Source organism: Halobaculum sp. D14, assembly GCF_051195135.1.
Classification (GTDB): Archaea; Halobacteriota; Halobacteria; order Halobacteriales; family Haloferacaceae; genus JBNTKA01.
Window position 1 is genome coordinate 902,010 of record NZ_JBNTKA010000002.1, and the last position, 16,624, is coordinate 918,633.

A 16,624-nucleotide genomic window follows, 5' to 3' on the forward strand; every position below is an offset into this window, starting at 1 on the left:
GTGGCGGCCACCGGACTTAACAGCGACGGCTCGGTTCGAGCCGCGAAAACGCGGGACTGCGCCGGTTCGCCCCCGAAGGATCGGCGGCGTCGTGCGGTCGTCGGAGCGGCGGACCGCGGTCAGTCCGCGATGTTCTCCTGCTCGCGGTCCTGCTCCGGAGTCGGCGGGTCGAGGTACTTGCAGGCGTCCGCCTCCGCGTCGAAGCAGTCCGGGCACTCGTCCGACCGGTCGATGATGGTGTCGAGCCGCTCGGCGACCGTGTCGTCGATGACGGCCTCCAGCGACCGCGCCTCCGCGCGGAACTCCTCGACTTCGAGGACGTTCGCGAGGAACCGCTCGATGATGCAGTAGTTCGACAGCGCCTCGCGGGCGCGGACGATGCCGTCGTCGCTGAGCGAGACGCCCTTGTACTTCTCGTGTTCGGCGAGCCCGCGCTCTTCGAGCTTCCCGATCATCTCGTTGGCGGACGCCGGGCTGACGTCGAGCGCGTCGGCGACGGAGCCGGTCGAGGCGGGGCCGTCTTCGGCTTCCTGTACGAGGTAGATCGCTTTGAGGTACTGGTCTGCCGTGTTCATGTCAGGCTCTCCGCTCCATGATCTCCGTCACTTCTTCGACGCCCTCCGCCTCCTCCTCGCGGATGCCGCGCAGCGTCGCGAGCACCGCGTCGCGGTCGATGGAGAACTCGGAGTCGCTGCCTTCGATGGCGTCGATGAGGTCGTCGTAGAACTTGTACGCCGTCTCCTCGTTGCACAGCTGGTCGTACAGCACGCCGTCGAAGTCGTCCGGCTTCGTCTGGCCGTACTGGGCTTCGACGAGCGTCTCGATGTCGTCGTACGACACCGACTCCGCGTCGAGCTGCGCGATGAGGTCTTCGAGCCGCTCGCGGTGGTCTGCGGACTCCTCGGCCGCCTCGTCGAGCAGCGCCTCGATCTCCGGGTCGAGCTCCTCGTCGAGCGCCCGGTAGTGGTGGTGCGCGCGGGCCTCGACGACCTCCTCCAGGACGACGCCGATCTGGAGGAGCCGGGCGAGCTGGTGGTCGGAGGCGACGCGCTGACCGACGCTCACGCTTCCCCACCTCCGGCGTCGTCGGACGCGGCGGCGCCGAACGCGGCCGCCGGCTGATTCGTGGACGATACGTGTCCCATTGTCCCCGTTTCAGGGGGAGAGCGACTTAAACCCGACCCTTCGGCCACCGACTCAGAACAGCGTGTCGTACTCGTCGGGGAGCTGCCCCTGAACCGCGGACCGCTCGAACGCGCTGATCTCCATCTCCAGCGCGTCGACCGCCGCCTGCGCCCGGTTGTGCGCCGTCTCCGTGTCGACGTCGAGCCGGTCGGCGACCCGGTCGCAGAACTCGTCGACGCCGAACGGCTGCGCCGACTCGGTGTCCCAGTCGATGACCCACGTCTCCATCTCGTCGGGGAGCTGTCCGGCGACGTCTTTCGCCTCCTCGCGGGAGATGCGTTCGCCGAGCACTTCGAGCGTCGCGCGCAGCGTCGCCTCGGCGGTGTCGTCGTCGTCGACGCTGGACTCCCGCTGCACCTTGACGATCGCGCCATCGAGCGACATGTTCGTCGGAGCCGACGACCGCCGCACATCTGTATTTAGTGGCCGTGGACGCCCCGCGGACCGGGTCGACGTGGCCGTGGACAGCCCGGAGCCGGTCCGCCGCCGACCCGCATCATCAACGCTCAAGCCGGTCGGTCTCCAAGCGTCGGTAATGGCTGCCCGACGCGACCGGTTCTCGCTCGCCGCCGTCGTCTTCGCCGTCATGCTGGCGCAGACGTTCGTCTACCCCGGCGTCGACCTGCTCGCCGCCGAACTCGGCGGGGAGGGCGTGGCGGCGCCGACGCTGTTCCTCGCCGCGGAGTTCGCGGCGTTCGTCGTCTTCGCCGGGCTGTGGGGCGCCGCGAGCGACAAGGTCGGACGCCGCCGTCCGCTCATCGTCGTCGCGGCCGCCGGCGGCGCAGTCGGCTACCTGCTGCTCGCCGAACTGCCGCGGTACGGCCTGACGTTCGGGGGCGCGCTCGTCCTCCGGGCGCTGCAGGGCGGGATGACGGTCGGCGCGTTCTCGCTCGCCGTCTCCGCGCTCGCGGACCTCGGCGGCGGCAACGGCCGGAACATGGGCGCTGCGGGCATCGCTATCGGCGCCGGAACCGCGTTCGGCGCGCCCGTCGGCGGACAACTGTTCTCCGTCGGGACGTTCCTGCCGCTGTACGCCGCCGCCGCGCTGCTCGGCGTCGCCGCCGTCGTCGCCGCGACCGCACCGGACAACGCGCCCGCCGGCGGCGCCGACCGGGGGCTCGCCGCGCTCGTCTCCGGGCTCCGCCGCCACACGGACCTCGCGGTGCCGTACGCGTTCGGCTTCGTCGACCGGCTCACCGCCGGCTTCTTCGCGCTCGTCGGGACGCTGTACTTCCGCGAGGCGTTCCACCTCGGCCCCGCCGCGACCGGGCTGCTGCTCGCCGCGTTCTTCGCGCCGTTCGCGCTGCTGCAGTACCCGTTCGGCGTGCTCTCCGACCGCGTCGGCCGCGTCGTCCCCGTGGCGGCCGGCTCCGCGCTGTACGGCGTCGCCGTCCTCGGCGTCGGCCTCGCGCCGTCGGTGCCGCTCGTCGCCGTCGGCATGGTCGTCGTCGGCGTCCTCGGCGCGCTGATGGCGCCCGCCACGATGGCGCTGGTCGTCGACCTCGTCGGCGACGACGAACGCGGCGTCGCCGTCGCCGGCTTCAACGCCGCCGGCAGCCTCGGCTTCCTCGCCGGGTCGCTCGTCGGCGGCGCCGTCGCCTCCCGCTACGGCTACCTCGCCGCCTTCGGCGTCGCCGGCGGCCTCGAACTGCTGCTCGCCGCCGCGACGCTCCCCGCGCTCCTCCGACTCCGCCGGACCGGCGGCTCCGCCGCCGTCTTCGACTCCAGCACGGACTGACCAGCCTCACCGAAGAATCAGGCCCCGGGTGCCGTCGACGCGGCAACGGCTCGCAGACGCGCTATCGGCGGTGGCGTCGACGGCGAAGAAAAATCGGTTCGCGGAGTCCGCGAAAATTCGCGGCCGGTTACCGGAGCCGCGCCGCGATGAGAGACTCGATGTCCTCGCGGAGTTCGTCGACTTCGACCTCCTCGAGCACCGGGACGAAAAAGCCCTTGACGAGCATGTCGCGGGCCTGCTGCTCCGAGATGGACCGGGAGGTCATGTAGAACAGGTCCTCCTGGTCGACCTGGCCGACGGTCGCGGAGTGGCTCGCCTCGGTGTCGTGGTTCTTGATGATGAGCTTCGGCGACGCGTCCGCCTCGGAGTCGTCCGACAGCATCAGCGTGTTCTCGCGCTGGTAGCTGGAGGTGTCCCAGGCGTCGCGGCCGACGTCCTGGACGCCCTCGTACACCGAGCGCGCCTCGTCGTCGAGGACGCCGCGGGTGACGAGGTCCGCCGTGGTGTGTTCGGCGTTGTGCCAGACGCGGGCGTTGACGTCGAAGTGCTGGTCCTCGTGGCCGAAGAACGCGCCGACGATCTTCGACTCCGAGGAGTCGCCGTTCAGCTCCGTCTCGATGTCCGAGCGGGTGAGCCGCGAGCCGATGTTCCCCTCGATCCAGTTGACGGTCGCGTACGTCGCGGCGTCGCCGCGCTTCAGCGTGAAGTCGTACACGTTGTCGTCGAGGTTCTGCAGCGACCCGTACTGGACGTAGCTGTTCTCGCCGGCGTCGACCTCGACGAGGTTGCTGAAGTAGCGGTCCCCGTCGACGTCGCCGTCGCCGTTCTCGATGCGTTCGAGGATGGTGACGGAGGCGTTGTCCTCCGTGACGACGAGCGTGTGGCTGAACAGCGACCGGCTGTTCATCTCGGCTTTCACCTTCACGTCCTCGGCGTCGACGCCCTCCGGGACGTAGATGAACGTCCCGGTGGTGAACAGCGCCGTCGACAGCGCCGTCAGGTAGTTCGTGTCCGCCGAGACGACGGAGCCGAACTTCTTCTCCAGCAGCCCGGAGTGCTCGTCGAGCGCGTCCGCGAAGCTGAGCACCTCGGCGCCCTCGGCGCTGACGCGCTCGGTCTCGTCGCTCTGGTTCAGCGGGTCGACCAGCGCTTCGAACTCGAGGTCTTCGAGGTTCGTCCAGCGGCGGCCCGGCGTCTCGATGACGTCCGGCAGGTCGAGGTCGTCGAGCAGCCGGAACGCTTCGAGGCGTCGCTCGAGCAGCCACTGCGGCTCGTCTCGTTCCTCCGAGATGGTGTGGATGGTGTCCTCGGAGATGCTGAGCGGTACCTGCGTGCTCATCCGAGCGACCCCTCCATTTCGAGTTCGACGAGGCGGTTCAGTTCGACCGCGTACTCGATGGGCAGCTCCTCCGTGATGGGCTCGATGAACCCGGAGACGATCATCTGCTTCGCGTCGTCGTCGTCGAGGCCGCGCGACTGGAGGTAGAACACGTCCTCGTCGCCGATTTTCCCGACGGTCGCCTCGTGGGCGACGTCGACGGTGGACTCGTTGATCTCCATGTACGGCATCGTGTCCGACGTCGACTCGTTGTCGAACATCAGCGCGTCACACTCGACGGACGTCGACGACCCTTCGGCGCCGTCGGCGATGTGGACGAGGCCGCGGTAGTTCGTGCGGCCGCCGTCCTTGCTGATGGACTTCGACTCGATGGTCGACTTCGTGTCCGGGGCGTTGTGGTACACCTTCGCGCCGGTGTCGATGTTCTGCCCCTCGCCGGCGAACGCGATGGTGATGTGGTTGTCGGAGGCGCCGCGGCCCTTCAGAATCGACGACGGGTACAGCATCGTCGCCTTCGACCCCATGGAGCCCGAAATCCACTCCATCCGGCCGTTCTTCTCGACGAGCGCGCGCTTCGTGTTGAGGTTGTACGTGTTCTTCGACCAGTTCTGCACGGTCGAGTACTGGACGTGCGCGTCCTCGCCGACGAACACTTCGACGCCGCCGGAGTGGAGGTTGAACGCCGAGTACTTCGGCGCCGAGCAGCCCTCGATGTAGTGGACCTCGGAGCCCTCCTCGGCGACGATGAGCGTGTGCTCGAACTGCCCCATCCCCTCGGAGTTCATCCGGAAGTACGCCTGCACCGGCATCTCGACCGTGACGTCCTCGGGGACGTACACGAACGAGCCGCCGGACCAGACGGCGCCGTGCAGCGCCGCGAACTTGTTGTCGCTCGGCGGTACGCACGTCGTCATGAAGTGCTCGCGGACGATGTCTTCGTGCTCCTGAACGGCCTCGTCCATGTTGCAGAAGACGACGCCCTTCTCCTCCCAGCGCTCCTGCATGTTCTGGTAGACGACCTCGGACTCGTACTGGGCGCCGACGCCGGAGAGCGCGTTCTTCTCGGCCTCCGGGATGCCCAGTTTGTCGAACGTGTCCTTGATGTCGTCGGGGAGGTCGGTCCAGTCGTCGACGCCGCCGCGCGTCTCGACGTCCGGCCGGATGTACGGGACGATCTCGTCCACGTCGACCTCGGTGAGGTCGGGCTGGCCGGGCCAGTCGGTCGGCATCGGCATCGCGTGGTACTGTTCGAGCGCGCGGAGGCGCCGTTCGAGCATCCAGTCGGGCTCGTCTTTGTCCTCGGAGATGGCGCGAATCGTCTCCTCGGTCAGGCCCTTCTCCGTCTGGAACGCCGACTTCTCGTCCTTCTTGAAGTCGAACCGGTCCTCGGTGTCTGTCTCTTTTAGGTGGTCTTGATCCGAACTCATATGTGTGCGTTACGTGGTAATTGCGTCGCGGTACGTATCAGGCTGTTCAGTAACCACGGACGGTTACGCGGCCTCGTACACTTCCTCGCGGACCCAGTCGTACCCCTTGTCTTCGAGCTCCGCGGCGAGCTCCGCGCCGCCGCTCTTGACGACCTTGCCGTCCAGCATGACGTGGACGTGGTCAGGCTCGACGTAGTCGAGGATGCGCTGGTAGTGCGTAATCTGGAGGACGCCGGTGCCCTGCTCGTCGCGCAGCGCGTTGATGCCGTCGGAGACGTCCTGCAGCCGGTCGATGTCCAGCCCGGAGTCGATCTCGTCGAGCACCGCGATGGACGGCTCGAGGATGGCCGCCTGCAGCACCTCGTTCTGCTTCTTCTCGCCGCCGGAGAACCCGGCGTTGAGGTAGCGGGACGCGAACTTCTCGTCCATGTCGAGCAGCTCCATCTTCTCTTTGAGGAGCTGCTGGAACTCGGCGACGCCGACTTCGCCTTCCTCGACGTCGCCCTCCATCGGCGAGGTCTCGTAGCCGGCGTCGTCCTCGTCGGCCTCGTCGGCCTCCTCGTCTTCGAACAGTTCTTCGCGCTCTTCGAGTTTCGCGTTCAGCGCCTGCCGGAGGAAGTTCGTCATCGTGACGCCCTCGATCTCCGCCGGGTACTGGAACGCGAGGAAGATGCCGAGCGCGGCGCGCTCGTTCGGTTCGAGGTCGAGCAGGTCCCACGTGTAGTCCTCGTCGTCGAGGTCGGCGTCGACGTCGGCGACGTCGTCCTCGTCGAGTTCGAGGACGACTTCGCCGTCCGTGACGGCGTACGCCGGGTGGCCGGCGATGACCTTCGCGGTCGTCGACTTCCCGGAGCCGTTCGGCCCCATCAGCGCGTGGATTTCGCCGCTGCGGACCTCGAGGTCGACGCCTCGCAGGATCTGTTCGCCCGTCTCCGCGACCTCCGCCTGGAGGTTGTTCAGTTTGAGTGTCGCCATTATGGTCTCCTCGTGTGTGTGGAGTGGCGGTTTCGACGCATAATGGTTTCGCATCAGCCGCCATGTGGTTCGTCACCACGAAAAATTCGTTTCTAAATCGGAAACTCGGGTGGGGGGAGTCGGACAGCTCGACGCTCGCTACATGAAACTGCCGAGGCCGGTCTGCTCCTGGCCGGTCTTCACTTCGTCCCACGACATCCCGAGCGCCTCGATGATGCGCGAAATCGGCCCCTTCAGCGTCTTGTCCAGCATCTCGTCCCAGTCGACGTCGAACTCCTCCGGTATCTGGTCTGCGTACTCGAAGCAGATGACGTCAGGGTCGCGCTTGAACTCGCCGTACAGCGGGTCGGTCTGCGGGTCCAGTCCGCGCTCGTTCTCCATGCGCTCGAAGAAGTCCGGGTGGACCTTGTCGAGGTAGAGCCGCTTCGGCTTCGACCCGCGCTGGAAGTTCGTGCCGAGCAGCATGTTCGCGTACTTCGCGCCGCGGACCTGCGCCGTGTCAGTGTCGTAGTTTTCGAGGCGCTTGCCGATGCCGCCCGGAATCCCGATGTCTTCGAGGTCGGCGTCGCCGTTCAGGAACGACTGAATCTCGTCGTGCAGGTACTCCTTGACGTCCTCGGTGTCCCGGCCGTGAACGATCATCTCGATGACGCGCTTTTGGACCCGCTTGGTCACCGGCGCGATGTCCGACCGCTTGTACTCGAACCCCGTGATGTCGATGTCGTCGACGTCCTTCCCTTCCTTCCAGACGATGTGGCCGGCGTAGCGCTTCTTCTTCCCGGCCTGGAAGAACCGGCGGTACAGCTTCTCGAACTCGATCTGGAACCGGTGCTCCTCGGCGTCGAGTTCGTCGAGCGCGAAGTCGTCGTATCGGCCGTTGATGTGCGCCTCGATGTCGAACGACTGCTCGATCGCCTCTTCCGTCGAGACGTCGCCGCCGAGTTCCAGCATCACGGAGTCCGTGTCGCCGTAGGCGACCTCGTGGCCGATTTCGTTCGCGGCCTCCTCGGTGAACTCGATGACGCGGCGCCCCATCGCGGTGATCGCGGCGGCGTTCTCCTTGTCGTACAGCCGGAACCGGTCCCAGCCGGAGACGCCGTACAGCGAGTTCATGATGACCTTCACGGCGGCCTGCTGCTGGTCGTACTGGTCGTACTCGTCGGAGTCCGGGTCGTACTGGTCGCGGGTCTCCTTCAGCCGTTCGCGCTCCGTGAGCAGCTCGTCGACCATCTCGCGCATCATGCCGTCGGGCTCCTTCCGGAACCGCGTCCCGTTCGGCGCCCGGTACGTCTCGCCGTCGTACGACTCGGGGTCGTCGACGATGGTCTCCGGGGAGGCGTTGATGGTCACCATGCACATCGGGTACAGCGACTTCAGGTCGAGCACGGTGACGTTCTCGCGGACACCGGTGAGCGGCTCGAAGACGGCGCCGCCCTCGAACTCCTCGCTCTCCTGTTGGCCCTTCGTCGGCAGCACGAACTCGCCGTACGCCTCGTGGAGCACGTACATGTCGACGGCGTCGCCGGGCGTCGGGGCGTCTTCGATCTGGCAGCCGACGATCTTCCGGGACTCGTTCCAGAACGCCACGATGTCCTGTTTCCGGTCGATTTCGACGCACAGCTCGACGTCCCGGAGGTTGTACTCGAGCAGCCGCTCGGGCTCTTGCTCCCACAGGTCGCCGATGTCGCCGGTGTACCGCTCCTTGCCGACGTCGAGTTCGAGTTCGCCGACGGCGTCCAGCCGGTACGACTCGAGTTCGGAGAACTGCCGGCGCTGGTAGGCGTACAGCAGGTCGAAGACGACGCGGCCCTTCACGTCCGGGCCGCCCCAGCCGCTCCGCCACGTCTCGCCGACCCGCGACAGGCGGTCCGGCGACAGGTCGTAGTCGCTCTTCCCGTCGAGCAGTTCACAGCGGTCGAGGAAGTACGGCGCGTCGAAGTCCTCGAAGTTCCAGCCCGTGAGCAGGTCCGGGTCGGTGTCGTCGAGGTAGTCGATGAAGGCGTCGAGCATCGCGTCCTCCTCGTCGAAGCTCTCGACGCGGATGTCGGGGCTCTCCCGGAGCGCGTCGTACCGGTCGAGCGCGGCGGGGGCGTCGACGCCGCCGACCGGCGCGTCGTACAGCCAGACGACGTACTCGTCGCGGTAGGAGTCGTGGCTGGTGAGACAGACGATGGACTCCTCGCCGTCCTCCGGGAAGCCGTTCCGGTCGTCGACCTCGATGTCGAAGGTGTTGACGCGGAGCGACGCCTCGACGTCGCACGGTTCGAGGTGGCCGGGGAACACCTGGAGCGAGCCGTCGTCGAGGCGGCGCTCCTCGACGCGGATGCCGGAGGAGACGTCGTTGTCGATGAGGAACCGGTTCGGGAACAGGATGTCGGCCTCGTACGTCCGGTCGAAGTCGTCGCGGATGGAGCCGACGTCACGCGGCGTGCGCGCGATGACTTTCGTCACCGGCTCGCCGCGGATGCTCTCGAAGCGGTCGGCGTCGTCGTCGCCGTGCGGCCGGTCGCGGGTGTCGACGACGACGTCGTACTCGTCGACGAGGTCGCGCGACTCGACGTCGGCGGTGGGGACGTAGAAGTACGGCTCCAGGCCGAGCACGCGGACGTGTTCGGCTTCGTCGTCCGCGGTGCGGCCGAAGACGTGGACGACGGGGTACTCGTCGGCGCCGCTGCCTTCGACGGTGTAGTCGACGGAGGTCACCATCAGTTCGACGGTGCCGTCGGCGTCCGGCACCCGGAGGTCTTGCGCGTCGACGACGTCGCTCACGTGGACGGCGTCGCCGCCGGCGACGTACGCCGCTTCCTCGTCGGGCCGGCCGCCGTCCCCGTCGGCGGCCGAGCCGTCGGCGAAGTCCGTGAGGCTCGCGTTGGTCATACGCCGCGTTGGCTGTTCGCGGTGAAAAAGCCACCCTTCCGGGTGGCCGAATCCGCCTCAGACGTGGCCGCTTCCGGAGCCACCGGACTCCGCTGACGCCGCGGACGCGCCGCGGACGGCGATGTCCGCCGCGACGGAAAGGCATATACCGTGTTACAGTCTACCATGGGCTGGATATGACCCACGCATCCGACTCCCTTTCGGAGGAGCCGAGCGCCGAACGGTCGGACGAGGCCGTCGAGACGGTCGAGGCGTACGAGGACGACGGTCGAACCGTCCTGTACGACGCCGAGAATCCGCTCGCGTGGGTGGAGACGACGCGCGCCGTCACACTCGCGGACCTGGCGTAACGACGTCGCCGCGGTGGGGCCGGACTCGGACGAACGGGCCCGGGCAAGGTCAGACCAGACCAGCCAGACTCGACCGGACCGCCACCGACGGCGTCGCCCCGTGAACAAACCCTTTTCACCTCGATTCGCCAACGACGAGGCGTGCTGGACGAGGACGACTCCGGAGAGCCGCCGGCGTTCGACGTCGAGGAGCGCTGGGGAAACCCGGAGGAAGACCTCGCCCCCGAAACCGAGACGCCGGAGGTCAGAAACCCCGCCGACGGCCTCCCGGACCCCGCCGACGTCGACCAGGCGGTTCAGTCGGCGTTCTGGGCCGCCGTCGTCTACGCGAACGTCGCGCTGTTCGGCGTCGCGCTCGGCGCCATGCTCGTCGGATTCCGCGGCGACTGGGCGGCCGGCGGCGCCGCAATCCTCGTCGGACTGCTCGCCGCCGGCCGCGTCTACCAGACCTACCGGGCGTTCCGCGACCGCGACCGCGACGATGCCGAGAACGGCGACGACGTCGCGGAAGACTCCGACGGAGGGACCGCCGCGGACGCCGACGAAGATGACGCCGCCAGCCGGACTGACGGCGGCCGCCCCGCTTCCCGTCGCTGACTCACCGACACGGCTTTCGGCGCCCGCGCCGTTTCTCCGCGTATGCAGACGGTTCGCCACGAGGACGGAACGCGGTACCTGCTCGTGAAGCGGAGCGACGAGTCGAGCCTCGTGCGCGACCCCGCGACGGGCGACGAGCGGTACGTTCCGAACGACGACCTGGACGCGGTCGACGAGTCGCCGCTGGCCGCGTCCGCAGGCGGCCTCCCGGACGACGTCCGCCGCGCCGTCCTGGCGTGCCGAGACGACCGGGCGCTCGGCCTGCTGGTCGAGTTCGTCGACCGCGGACCGCTCGCCGTCCGCACGCTGCTTGACTCGTACGGCCTCTGCGAGTCGGACCTCCACGGCGTCCTCTCGGAGTTCCGCGCAGCCGGCCTGCTCGAACAGACGACGGTGGCCGGCGAGCGCGGCTACGCCCCGACCGACGCCGCCAGCGACGCCGTCGACAGGCTCCGCGGCTGATTCTGCGGCCTCGAATCCGCCGGCTCCTCAGTCGTCCGCGGCTTCGTCCGCCGCCAGCACCGCGGCGGCCCTGTCGTCCGCGTGCTCGACGGTCGACCGGTTCGACGTCGGGTTCTTCTCCACCCGGACGAGGTCGTCGGCGGCCTCGACGAGTTCCTCGTCGTGGCTCACGATGATTATCTGGCGGACGCCGAAGCCGCGCATCTCCTCCACCAGGTCGACGAGCCGGGAGACGTGCCCTCGGTCCAGGAACACGGTCGGTTCGTCGAGGATGAGCGGCGGCGTCGGCGCCGCGCCCTCGATTCCCTCCGCGAGCAGCCGGTAGATGGCGCAGCGCAGCGACAGATTGAACAGGGCGCGCTCGCCGCCGGAGAGCTGCTCGGGGTCGAGCGGTTCGCCGTCCTTCTGGTACACCGTGAGTTCGTACTCGCCGTCCAGTTCGATGTGCGAGTAGGCGTCGTTCGCGTACACCAGCTCGAACGTCTCGTTCAGCATCCGTTCGAGGCTCTCGACGTTCCGGCGGCGGAGCTCCGCGCGGAGGTCGCCGTACATCGCCTCCAGCTCTTCGGCCTCCTCGTGAACCGACTCGAGGCCTTCCACCCGCTTCGCGAGTTCCTCGCGGCGCTCTCGGAGCGACTCGAGCTCCTCGATGTCCTGGGTGACCGCGCCGATGTCGCTCTGGAGTTCCGTCCGCCGGTCGCGGAGCGATTCGAGCGTCTCCGTCACCTGCTCGATGTACGACTCGGCGTTCGAGAGCCGTTCGCGCGCCGTCTCGATGCGGTCCTCGTCGAAGCCGTCGCGGAGTTCGTCGCGCCGCTGCCGCTTCTCCGCCAGCCGGTCGCGCCGCTCGTCGTTCAGTTCGGCGAGGGTGTCGCGGCGCTCGGCGAGCCGGTCGATTTCGTCGGTCGCGTCCTCGATCTCCTCGCGGACTGATTCGACGCGGTCGAGCGCGTCGTGTGCCGCGTCGACCGCGTCGAGGTCCGCCTCGATTTCCTCCACGCGCTCGCGCTGTTCGGTCGCCTGCTCCGCTTTCTCCGATGCGACATCGCGTTTTTCGGCGGCGTCTGACTCCAGGTCGTCGGCGTCTGCCCGGAGCGACTCGGCCTCGTCGCGCCGCTCGCCGATTTCGGCGCGCTTCTCCTCGACTGCGGATTCGAGGAACTCCCGGCGCTCTTCGAGCGTGTCGAGTTCTGATTCGGCCTGGACGAGCGTCTCGGCGCGGCTCAGCGCCTCGTCCAGTTCGTCTTCGCGCTCGCGGAGCGACGCCAGTTCGGCTTCGAGCTCCGACACCCGTTCGCGGTCCTCCTCGAGCGTGTCGACGTGCGGAGAGTCCTCGACCGGCTGGCCGCACTCCGGGCACTTCCCGGCGTCGAGCAGTTCCTCGGCCTCCTCGACGACGGTTCGCGCGGTGTTCAGCTCCGACGTCGTCTCGGTGAGCGCCTCCTGCAGGTCGGCGAGCTCGGACTGGAGCTCCTCGCGGTGGGCCGCCGCCTCCCCGACGTCGACCGGGGCGTCTTCGAACGTCGCTTCCAGGTCGGCGCGGCGCTCCGACAGTTCGCTCAGCGACTCCTCCCGCTCCGCCACCGCTTCGGCCGCCTCTTCGGCGGCGGCTTCGAGGTCGTCGGCGCGGCTGCGTTTCTCCTCGGCGCGCGTCTCCGCCTCGTCGGCGCGTTCGCGGAGTCGGTCCGCCTGGTTCTCGAAGGCGGTCGCGTCGTCCCGCGCCTCGTCGCGTTCCTCGCGGAGGTCGGCCTGCCGGTCGTCGAGCGCGTCGCGTCGGGCCGCGACCGACTCCGGGTCGGCGTCGTCGAGCGCCGTCTCCGCCAGCCGGGCGTCGAGCGTCTCCTCCAGGTCGGCGACGTCGTCGCGGAGCGAGCCGATTCGGTCCGCGAGCGCTTCCCGCTCCGTCTCGGACTCGCGGATGGTCTCCTCCAGGTCGTCGATGTCGGCCTCGACGTCTTCGAGTTCGGCGCGCCGCTCCTCGTACTCGTCGAGCACCGTCCGCGCCTCGTCGCGCGTCGCCTCGGCTTTCTCCCGCTGCTGTTCGTAGTTCTCGATGCTCTCGTCGAGCTCGTTCAGCTCGGTCTGAAGCCCGTTCAGCCGCTCGTGGAGGTTCCGGTCGGCTTTCTCGCTGATCTGGTCGTCGAGGCCGTCGAGCGCGCCGCGCTTTTCGGACAGGACGTCCTCGACGCCGAGGCGGGCGTTCCCGGCGCGCTCGCGGTACTCTTCGAGCCGGCCGAGCTGCAGCAGGTCGTCGATCATGTCCTGCCTGTCGGACGGCGTCGCGTTGATGAGCTTGTTCACCTCGCCCTGCCGGACGTACGCGCAGTTCACGAACGCCTCGGCGTCCATCCGGAGCAGGTCCGTGACGAACTGCCGGACGTCGGTGGCGCCGTCGCGAGCCACGTCGCCGTCGACCGACTCCAGGGTGCAGGTCGTCGTCTGAATCTGTTCGCCGTACCGCTTCAGTTCGCGGGCGACGTGGTAGGACTCGCCGTCGTGCGTGAACCACAGTTCGACCTCGGTCTCGTCGGCGCCGTTCGTCACGACGCCCTCCAGCGTCCCGTCGAGCGCCTTCGACCCGTACAGCGCGAAGAAACACGCCTCCAGCAGCGACGACTTCCCGGAGCCGTTCAGCCCGTGAATCACCGTGACGCCCTCGCCGAGCCGGAGGTCGGTGTCGGCGTAGGGCTTGAAGTTCCGGAGCCGAATCCGGTCGAACCTCACAGCGAATCACCCAGCGTGAGCTGCGAGTCGTCGTCCGCGTCCGAGTCCGCAGGCGCGTCCGGGTCGTCTGAGCCATCCGGATTGTCAGCCACATCCGGCTCCTCGTCGGCCCTGTCCGTTTCCTCGTCGTCGGCAGTCGTCGCCGCGGCGAGGAACGAGTCCAGCGTCTCGCCCTCCGCGTCGCTCGCGCTGTCGCCGCCGCCGTCGCCGCCGGTGTCAGCGTCGTCGAGCCGCTGTTGAATCCGCTGTTTCACGTCGTCTCTGACGTTCGCGTCGGCGGTTTCGCCGCGGACGACGTCGTCGATGTCGCGGGCGACCGTCGACAGGCCGAGTTCCGAGACGCGTTCGCGGACCGCGGCGTCCGGGTCGGCGAAGTTCACGGACACGTCGGTGTCGGCCTCGACTTCGCGTCGGTCTTTCACGCGGACGATGAGCGCGCCGCGCTCGGCCGCGAACTCCTCGACGGCGGCGGGGGCGACCGGGTCACCGTCGCCCGTGATTTCGACGATGACGACCGCGTCGTCAACGTCGTGTTCGCGGACGCGGTCGCGGACGCGGTCGACGCCCTCGGACGGCCCGAGTTCGGCGTCGATGAAGACGAACGGCCGCGTGTCGAGCGCGCGCCGCCGGATGTCGACCGCGTCGCCGTCGCGGTCCGCGTCGAACGTGACGATGTTGTAGCCGCGGCCGTCGCGTTCGGTCGCTGACGCCCGCTCGGTCGACCCGCAGTACGTCACCCAGGTCCCCCGCACCTCGGCGGTTCCGGGTGCGTGGTTGTCGCCGAGCAGCACCGCGTCGAAGTCGACCGACGACTCCGTCAGCACGGTTTCGGTGTCCCAGTTCGCGTGGGCGAACGGCTCGAACAGGCCGTGGCTGACGAGCGCCGCGGTGTCCGCCGCCGCGGGCGGCGACGCGAAGTCGTACTCCAGCCGGTCCCGGCGGGACTCGGGGACGTGGTCGAGCCCGTAGAACGCGGTGTCGCCGACGACGACGGGGTCTGCGTCGAGCCGCGTCGCGAGGCCGAGCGACTCGAACAGGTCGAGCCACTGGCCGCCGCGCGTGGACTCGTGGTTGCCGACGACGGCGAGGAACGGGACGCCCGCATCGTCGAGTCGGCGGAGCGCGGAGAGCGTGCCGAGCAGGTCCGGGAGGTCGGGCCGGCGGTCGTGGAACAGGTCGCCGGCGTGAACCACTGCGTCGACGTCCTCGTCGACCGCGTCGGCGACGACGGCCTCGAAGGCGTCGAGGAAGTCCTGTCGGCGCTCCGGCGAGTGGTACTGCCGGTACCCGATGTGGGTGTCGCCGGTGTGGATGACCCGCGTCATGAGGTGTTGTCCGTCCATACTTCGCCGCCCGGCTTAAGCCCCTCGCGACCGCGGTGAAAGTGGTCTCCGGCGGCGGCCCGGTACGCCTCGACCGCCGCCAGAACGGCGCGGCAGCGCTCGGCCGTCCCGTCGGCGTTCCGCGCCTCGGCTGCGCGTTCTGCGTCGCGGAGCCTGCAGAATCCGCCGTCGGCCGCGAACGCCGCAGCCGCCCGAACGTCGTCCAGCGCGGCTTCGGCGTCCGAAAGGAGCACGTCTGCGTCTGCCGGTCCGACGCGGTCTCCGTCCCGGCCGGCCCCGGCCTGCGCGTTGGCGCCGACTGCGAGCGCACGGAGCGCGTCTTTGAGTACCCGAACGGACGGCTGTTCTCCCCCGCGGCCCCGGCTTCCCCCGCAGTCAGTACGTCCCGCAGAGTCACCGCCGGCGCTGCGTTCCTCGTCGTTTTCGCGTCTCCCCGACGCTGGCGCCATGCCCTGCCCTGTCCTCGTCATCGCTGATAAACGCTCGCCGGGGAGCGGTCGACGGACGTCCTCGCCCGAGCGGTCGGCGGTGTGTCGCTCCGCCGGACCGAACCCCTAAAGTCGGGCGACACCGTCGCTCCGATATCATGACGACGACGTTCGGGAGTGCGAGCGCGGCCCCCGGGGAGTTCGACACGGGGCGGCTCGACGTCGGCGAGACCCGGGACGGCACGACCATCGGGCTCCCGGTCGCGGTGCTGAACGGCGCCGAAGACGGCAAGACGCTGTACGTGCAGGCGGTGAGCGACGGCGACGAACTGAACGGGCTCGGGGTCGTCAACCAGTTCGTCCCGCAGGTCGACCCGCAGGAGCTCGCCGGCACCGTCCTCGTGACCGGAATCGTGAACTACCACGCCTTCCAGGTCGCAGAGCACCGCAACCCCATCGACGACACGAAGATGAATCGGGCGTACCCCGGCGACCCGAACGGCACCTCCAGCGAGCGCATCGCCGCCGCGACGTTCGACGCAGCCGAACGCGCCGACCTCATCGTCGACCTCCACCAGGGCTCCACGTCCCGGATGATAAACGAGGTCCGGGTTCGCTGCGGCCCGCACCACCGGATTCACCGCGAGTGTCTCGAACTCGCGAAGGCGTTCGGCGTCGGCCACGTCCTCGACCAGAAGGGCCCGGACGGCCAGCTCGCCCGCGCCGCCCCGGACGAGGGCATCCCGACCATCGACCCCGAACTCGGCGGCGCCGTCGGCTGGGACGACGAGAGCATCCGGCTCGGCGTCGAAGGCATGTTCCGCGTCCTCCGCTACTACGACTTCCTGCCCGGCGACGTCGACACCGACCTCCAGACGCGCGCCTCCGGCTTCGACCAGTACGGCTCGCCGACCGGCGGGCTCGTCACGTTCCAGCAGGAACTCGGCGCCAGCGTCAGCCGCGGCGACACGCTGTTCGAAGTCACCGACACCTTCGGCACCCTCAAGAGCCGCATCACCGCCGACAACGACGGCGTCTTCTGGCGCCGCCGCCGCCTCCCGCAGGTCGCCACCGGCGAGTACGTCTGCTCAGTCGGCACCGACATCGACGAGTTCTGACGCTCCGAGCCGACTCCCCGCTGCGTCCGCAACCGTCACCTATTGGTGTCGCCACCGCGGG

Annotated in this window: 15 protein-coding genes; 5 read left to right on the forward strand and 10 right to left on the reverse strand. The window is 68.8% G+C overall.

Going from position 1 to position 16,624, the window contains the following annotated elements; all coding sequences use genetic code 11:
- Window positions 1-119 precede the first annotated feature (119 nt).
- The 3 genes from ACQUST_RS10435 to ACQUST_RS10445 form a co-directional block, all read right to left on the reverse strand.
- Window positions 120-575 carry a metal-dependent transcriptional regulator gene (locus ACQUST_RS10435; RefSeq protein ID WP_435127976.1) on the reverse strand — a complete coding sequence of 152 codons (456 nt, stop codon included), beginning with the start codon at window positions 573-575 and terminating at the stop codon, window positions 120-122.
- Between the two features lies 1 nt (window position 576).
- On the reverse strand, window positions 577-1,065 hold the full coding sequence (locus ACQUST_RS10440; protein ID WP_435127978.1) for a ferritin family protein: 489 nt from the start codon (window positions 1,063-1,065) through the stop codon (window positions 577-579).
- Between the two features lie 132 nt (window positions 1,066-1,197).
- On the reverse strand, window positions 1,198-1,569 hold the full coding sequence (locus ACQUST_RS10445) for a DUF2267 domain-containing protein (protein ID WP_435127980.1): 372 nt from the start codon (window positions 1,567-1,569) through the stop codon (window positions 1,198-1,200).
- A 151-nt stretch (window positions 1,570-1,720) separates the two neighbouring features.
- Here ACQUST_RS10445 and ACQUST_RS10450 point away from each other — a divergent pair, with 151 nt between their 5' ends.
- Window positions 1,721-2,923, forward strand: coding sequence for an MFS transporter (locus ACQUST_RS10450; protein ID WP_435127982.1), 1,203 nt, complete (start codon window positions 1,721-1,723; stop codon window positions 2,921-2,923).
- Between the two features lie 127 nt (window positions 2,924-3,050).
- Here ACQUST_RS10450 and sufD read toward each other — a convergent pair whose 3' ends face one another.
- From sufD to ACQUST_RS10470, 4 genes are all read right to left on the reverse strand, one after another.
- A complete protein-coding gene (gene sufD / locus ACQUST_RS10455) occupies window positions 3,051-4,262 on the reverse strand; it encodes a Fe-S cluster assembly protein SufD (protein WP_435127984.1) in 1,212 nt (403 codons plus the stop codon).
- Window positions 4,259-5,689, reverse strand: a complete 1,431-nt coding sequence (gene sufB / locus ACQUST_RS10460) for a Fe-S cluster assembly protein SufB (protein WP_435127986.1) — start codon at window positions 5,687-5,689, stop codon at window positions 4,259-4,261. The genes sufD and sufB overlap by 4 nt, the downstream gene beginning before the upstream one ends.
- Before the next feature lie 63 nt (window positions 5,690-5,752).
- Window positions 5,753-6,664 (reverse strand): ABC transporter ATP-binding protein, encoded by a 912-nt coding sequence (locus ACQUST_RS10465; protein ID WP_435127988.1) that lies wholly within the window; start codon window positions 6,662-6,664, stop codon window positions 5,753-5,755.
- A 138-nt stretch (window positions 6,665-6,802) separates the two neighbouring features.
- Window positions 6,803-9,541, reverse strand: a complete 2,739-nt coding sequence (locus tag ACQUST_RS10470) for a DNA-directed DNA polymerase (RefSeq protein WP_435127990.1) — start codon at window positions 9,539-9,541, stop codon at window positions 6,803-6,805.
- A 176-nt stretch (window positions 9,542-9,717) separates the two neighbouring features.
- Between ACQUST_RS10470 and ACQUST_RS10475 the strand changes: the two genes are divergently transcribed.
- The 3 genes from ACQUST_RS10475 to ACQUST_RS10485 all read left to right on the forward strand — a co-directional run bounded on the left by ACQUST_RS10475 (window position 9,718) and on the right by ACQUST_RS10485 (window position 10,950).
- Complete coding sequence (locus tag ACQUST_RS10475) at window positions 9,718-9,891, forward strand: DUF7331 family protein (RefSeq protein ID WP_435127992.1); 174 nt, start codon at window positions 9,718-9,720, stop codon at window positions 9,889-9,891.
- A 141-nt stretch (window positions 9,892-10,032) separates the two neighbouring features.
- On the forward strand, window positions 10,033-10,488 hold the full coding sequence (locus ACQUST_RS10480) for a DUF7322 domain-containing protein (RefSeq protein ID WP_435127994.1): 456 nt from the start codon (window positions 10,033-10,035) through the stop codon (window positions 10,486-10,488).
- 42 nt (window positions 10,489-10,530) lie between these two features.
- Entirely contained in the window at window positions 10,531-10,950 is a 420-nt protein-coding gene (locus ACQUST_RS10485; protein WP_435127996.1) for a DUF7346 family protein, read from the forward strand.
- 27 nt (window positions 10,951-10,977) lie between these two features.
- Here ACQUST_RS10485 and rad50 read toward each other — a convergent pair whose 3' ends face one another.
- Genes rad50 through ACQUST_RS10500 form a run of 3 tightly spaced genes read right to left on the reverse strand, consistent with a single transcriptional unit; the run spans window position 10,978 to window position 15,466 of the window.
- A complete protein-coding gene (gene rad50, locus ACQUST_RS10490) occupies window positions 10,978-13,674 on the reverse strand; it encodes a DNA double-strand break repair ATPase Rad50 (RefSeq protein WP_435127998.1) in 2,697 nt (898 codons plus the stop codon).
- Window positions 13,671-14,999 (reverse strand): DNA double-strand break repair protein Mre11, encoded by a 1,329-nt coding sequence (gene mre11, locus ACQUST_RS10495; protein WP_435128179.1) that lies wholly within the window; start codon window positions 14,997-14,999, stop codon window positions 13,671-13,673. The genes rad50 and mre11 overlap by 4 nt, the downstream gene beginning before the upstream one ends.
- Window positions 14,996-15,466, reverse strand: a complete 471-nt coding sequence (locus tag ACQUST_RS10500; RefSeq protein ID WP_435128000.1) for a hypothetical protein — start codon at window positions 15,464-15,466, stop codon at window positions 14,996-14,998. Before ACQUST_RS10500 ends, mre11 begins: the two co-directional genes overlap by 4 nt.
- Window positions 15,467-15,603: 137 nt before the next feature.
- Here ACQUST_RS10500 and ACQUST_RS10505 point away from each other — a divergent pair, with 137 nt between their 5' ends.
- Window positions 15,604-16,563 (forward strand): succinylglutamate desuccinylase/aspartoacylase family protein, encoded by a 960-nt coding sequence (locus tag ACQUST_RS10505; RefSeq protein ID WP_435128002.1) that lies wholly within the window; start codon window positions 15,604-15,606, stop codon window positions 16,561-16,563.
- Window positions 16,564-16,624 lie beyond the last annotated feature (61 nt).

Coding starts and splice junctions, on each gene's coding strand:
- ACQUST_RS10470 (WP_435127990.1), bottom strand. CDS start 9,541: ATGACCAACGCGAGCCTCACGGACTTCGCCGACGGCTCGGCCGCCGAC.
- sufB (WP_435127986.1), bottom strand. CDS start 5,689: ATGAGTTCGGATCAAGACCACCTAAAAGAGACAGACACCGAGGACCGG.
- sufD (WP_435127984.1), bottom strand. CDS start 4,262: ATGAGCACGCAGGTACCGCTCAGCATCTCCGAGGACACCATCCACACC.
- ACQUST_RS10485 (WP_435127996.1), top strand. CDS start 10,531: ATGCAGACGGTTCGCCACGAGGACGGAACGCGGTACCTGCTCGTGAAG.
- ACQUST_RS10450 (WP_435127982.1), top strand. CDS start 1,721: ATGGCTGCCCGACGCGACCGGTTCTCGCTCGCCGCCGTCGTCTTCGCC.
- ACQUST_RS10465 (WP_435127988.1), bottom strand. CDS start 6,664: ATGGCGACACTCAAACTGAACAACCTCCAGGCGGAGGTCGCGGAGACG.
- ACQUST_RS10445 (WP_435127980.1), bottom strand. CDS start 1,569: ATGTCGCTCGATGGCGCGATCGTCAAGGTGCAGCGGGAGTCCAGCGTC.
- ACQUST_RS10500 (WP_435128000.1), bottom strand. CDS start 15,466: ATGGCGCCAGCGTCGGGGAGACGCGAAAACGACGAGGAACGCAGCGCC.
- ACQUST_RS10505 (WP_435128002.1), top strand. CDS start 15,604: ATGACGACGACGTTCGGGAGTGCGAGCGCGGCCCCCGGGGAGTTCGAC.
- mre11 (WP_435128179.1), bottom strand. CDS start 14,999: ATGACGCGGGTCATCCACACCGGCGACACCCACATCGGGTACCGGCAG.
- ACQUST_RS10475 (WP_435127992.1), top strand. CDS start 9,718: ATGACCCACGCATCCGACTCCCTTTCGGAGGAGCCGAGCGCCGAACGG.
- ACQUST_RS10435 (WP_435127976.1), bottom strand. CDS start 575: ATGAACACGGCAGACCAGTACCTCAAAGCGATCTACCTCGTACAGGAA.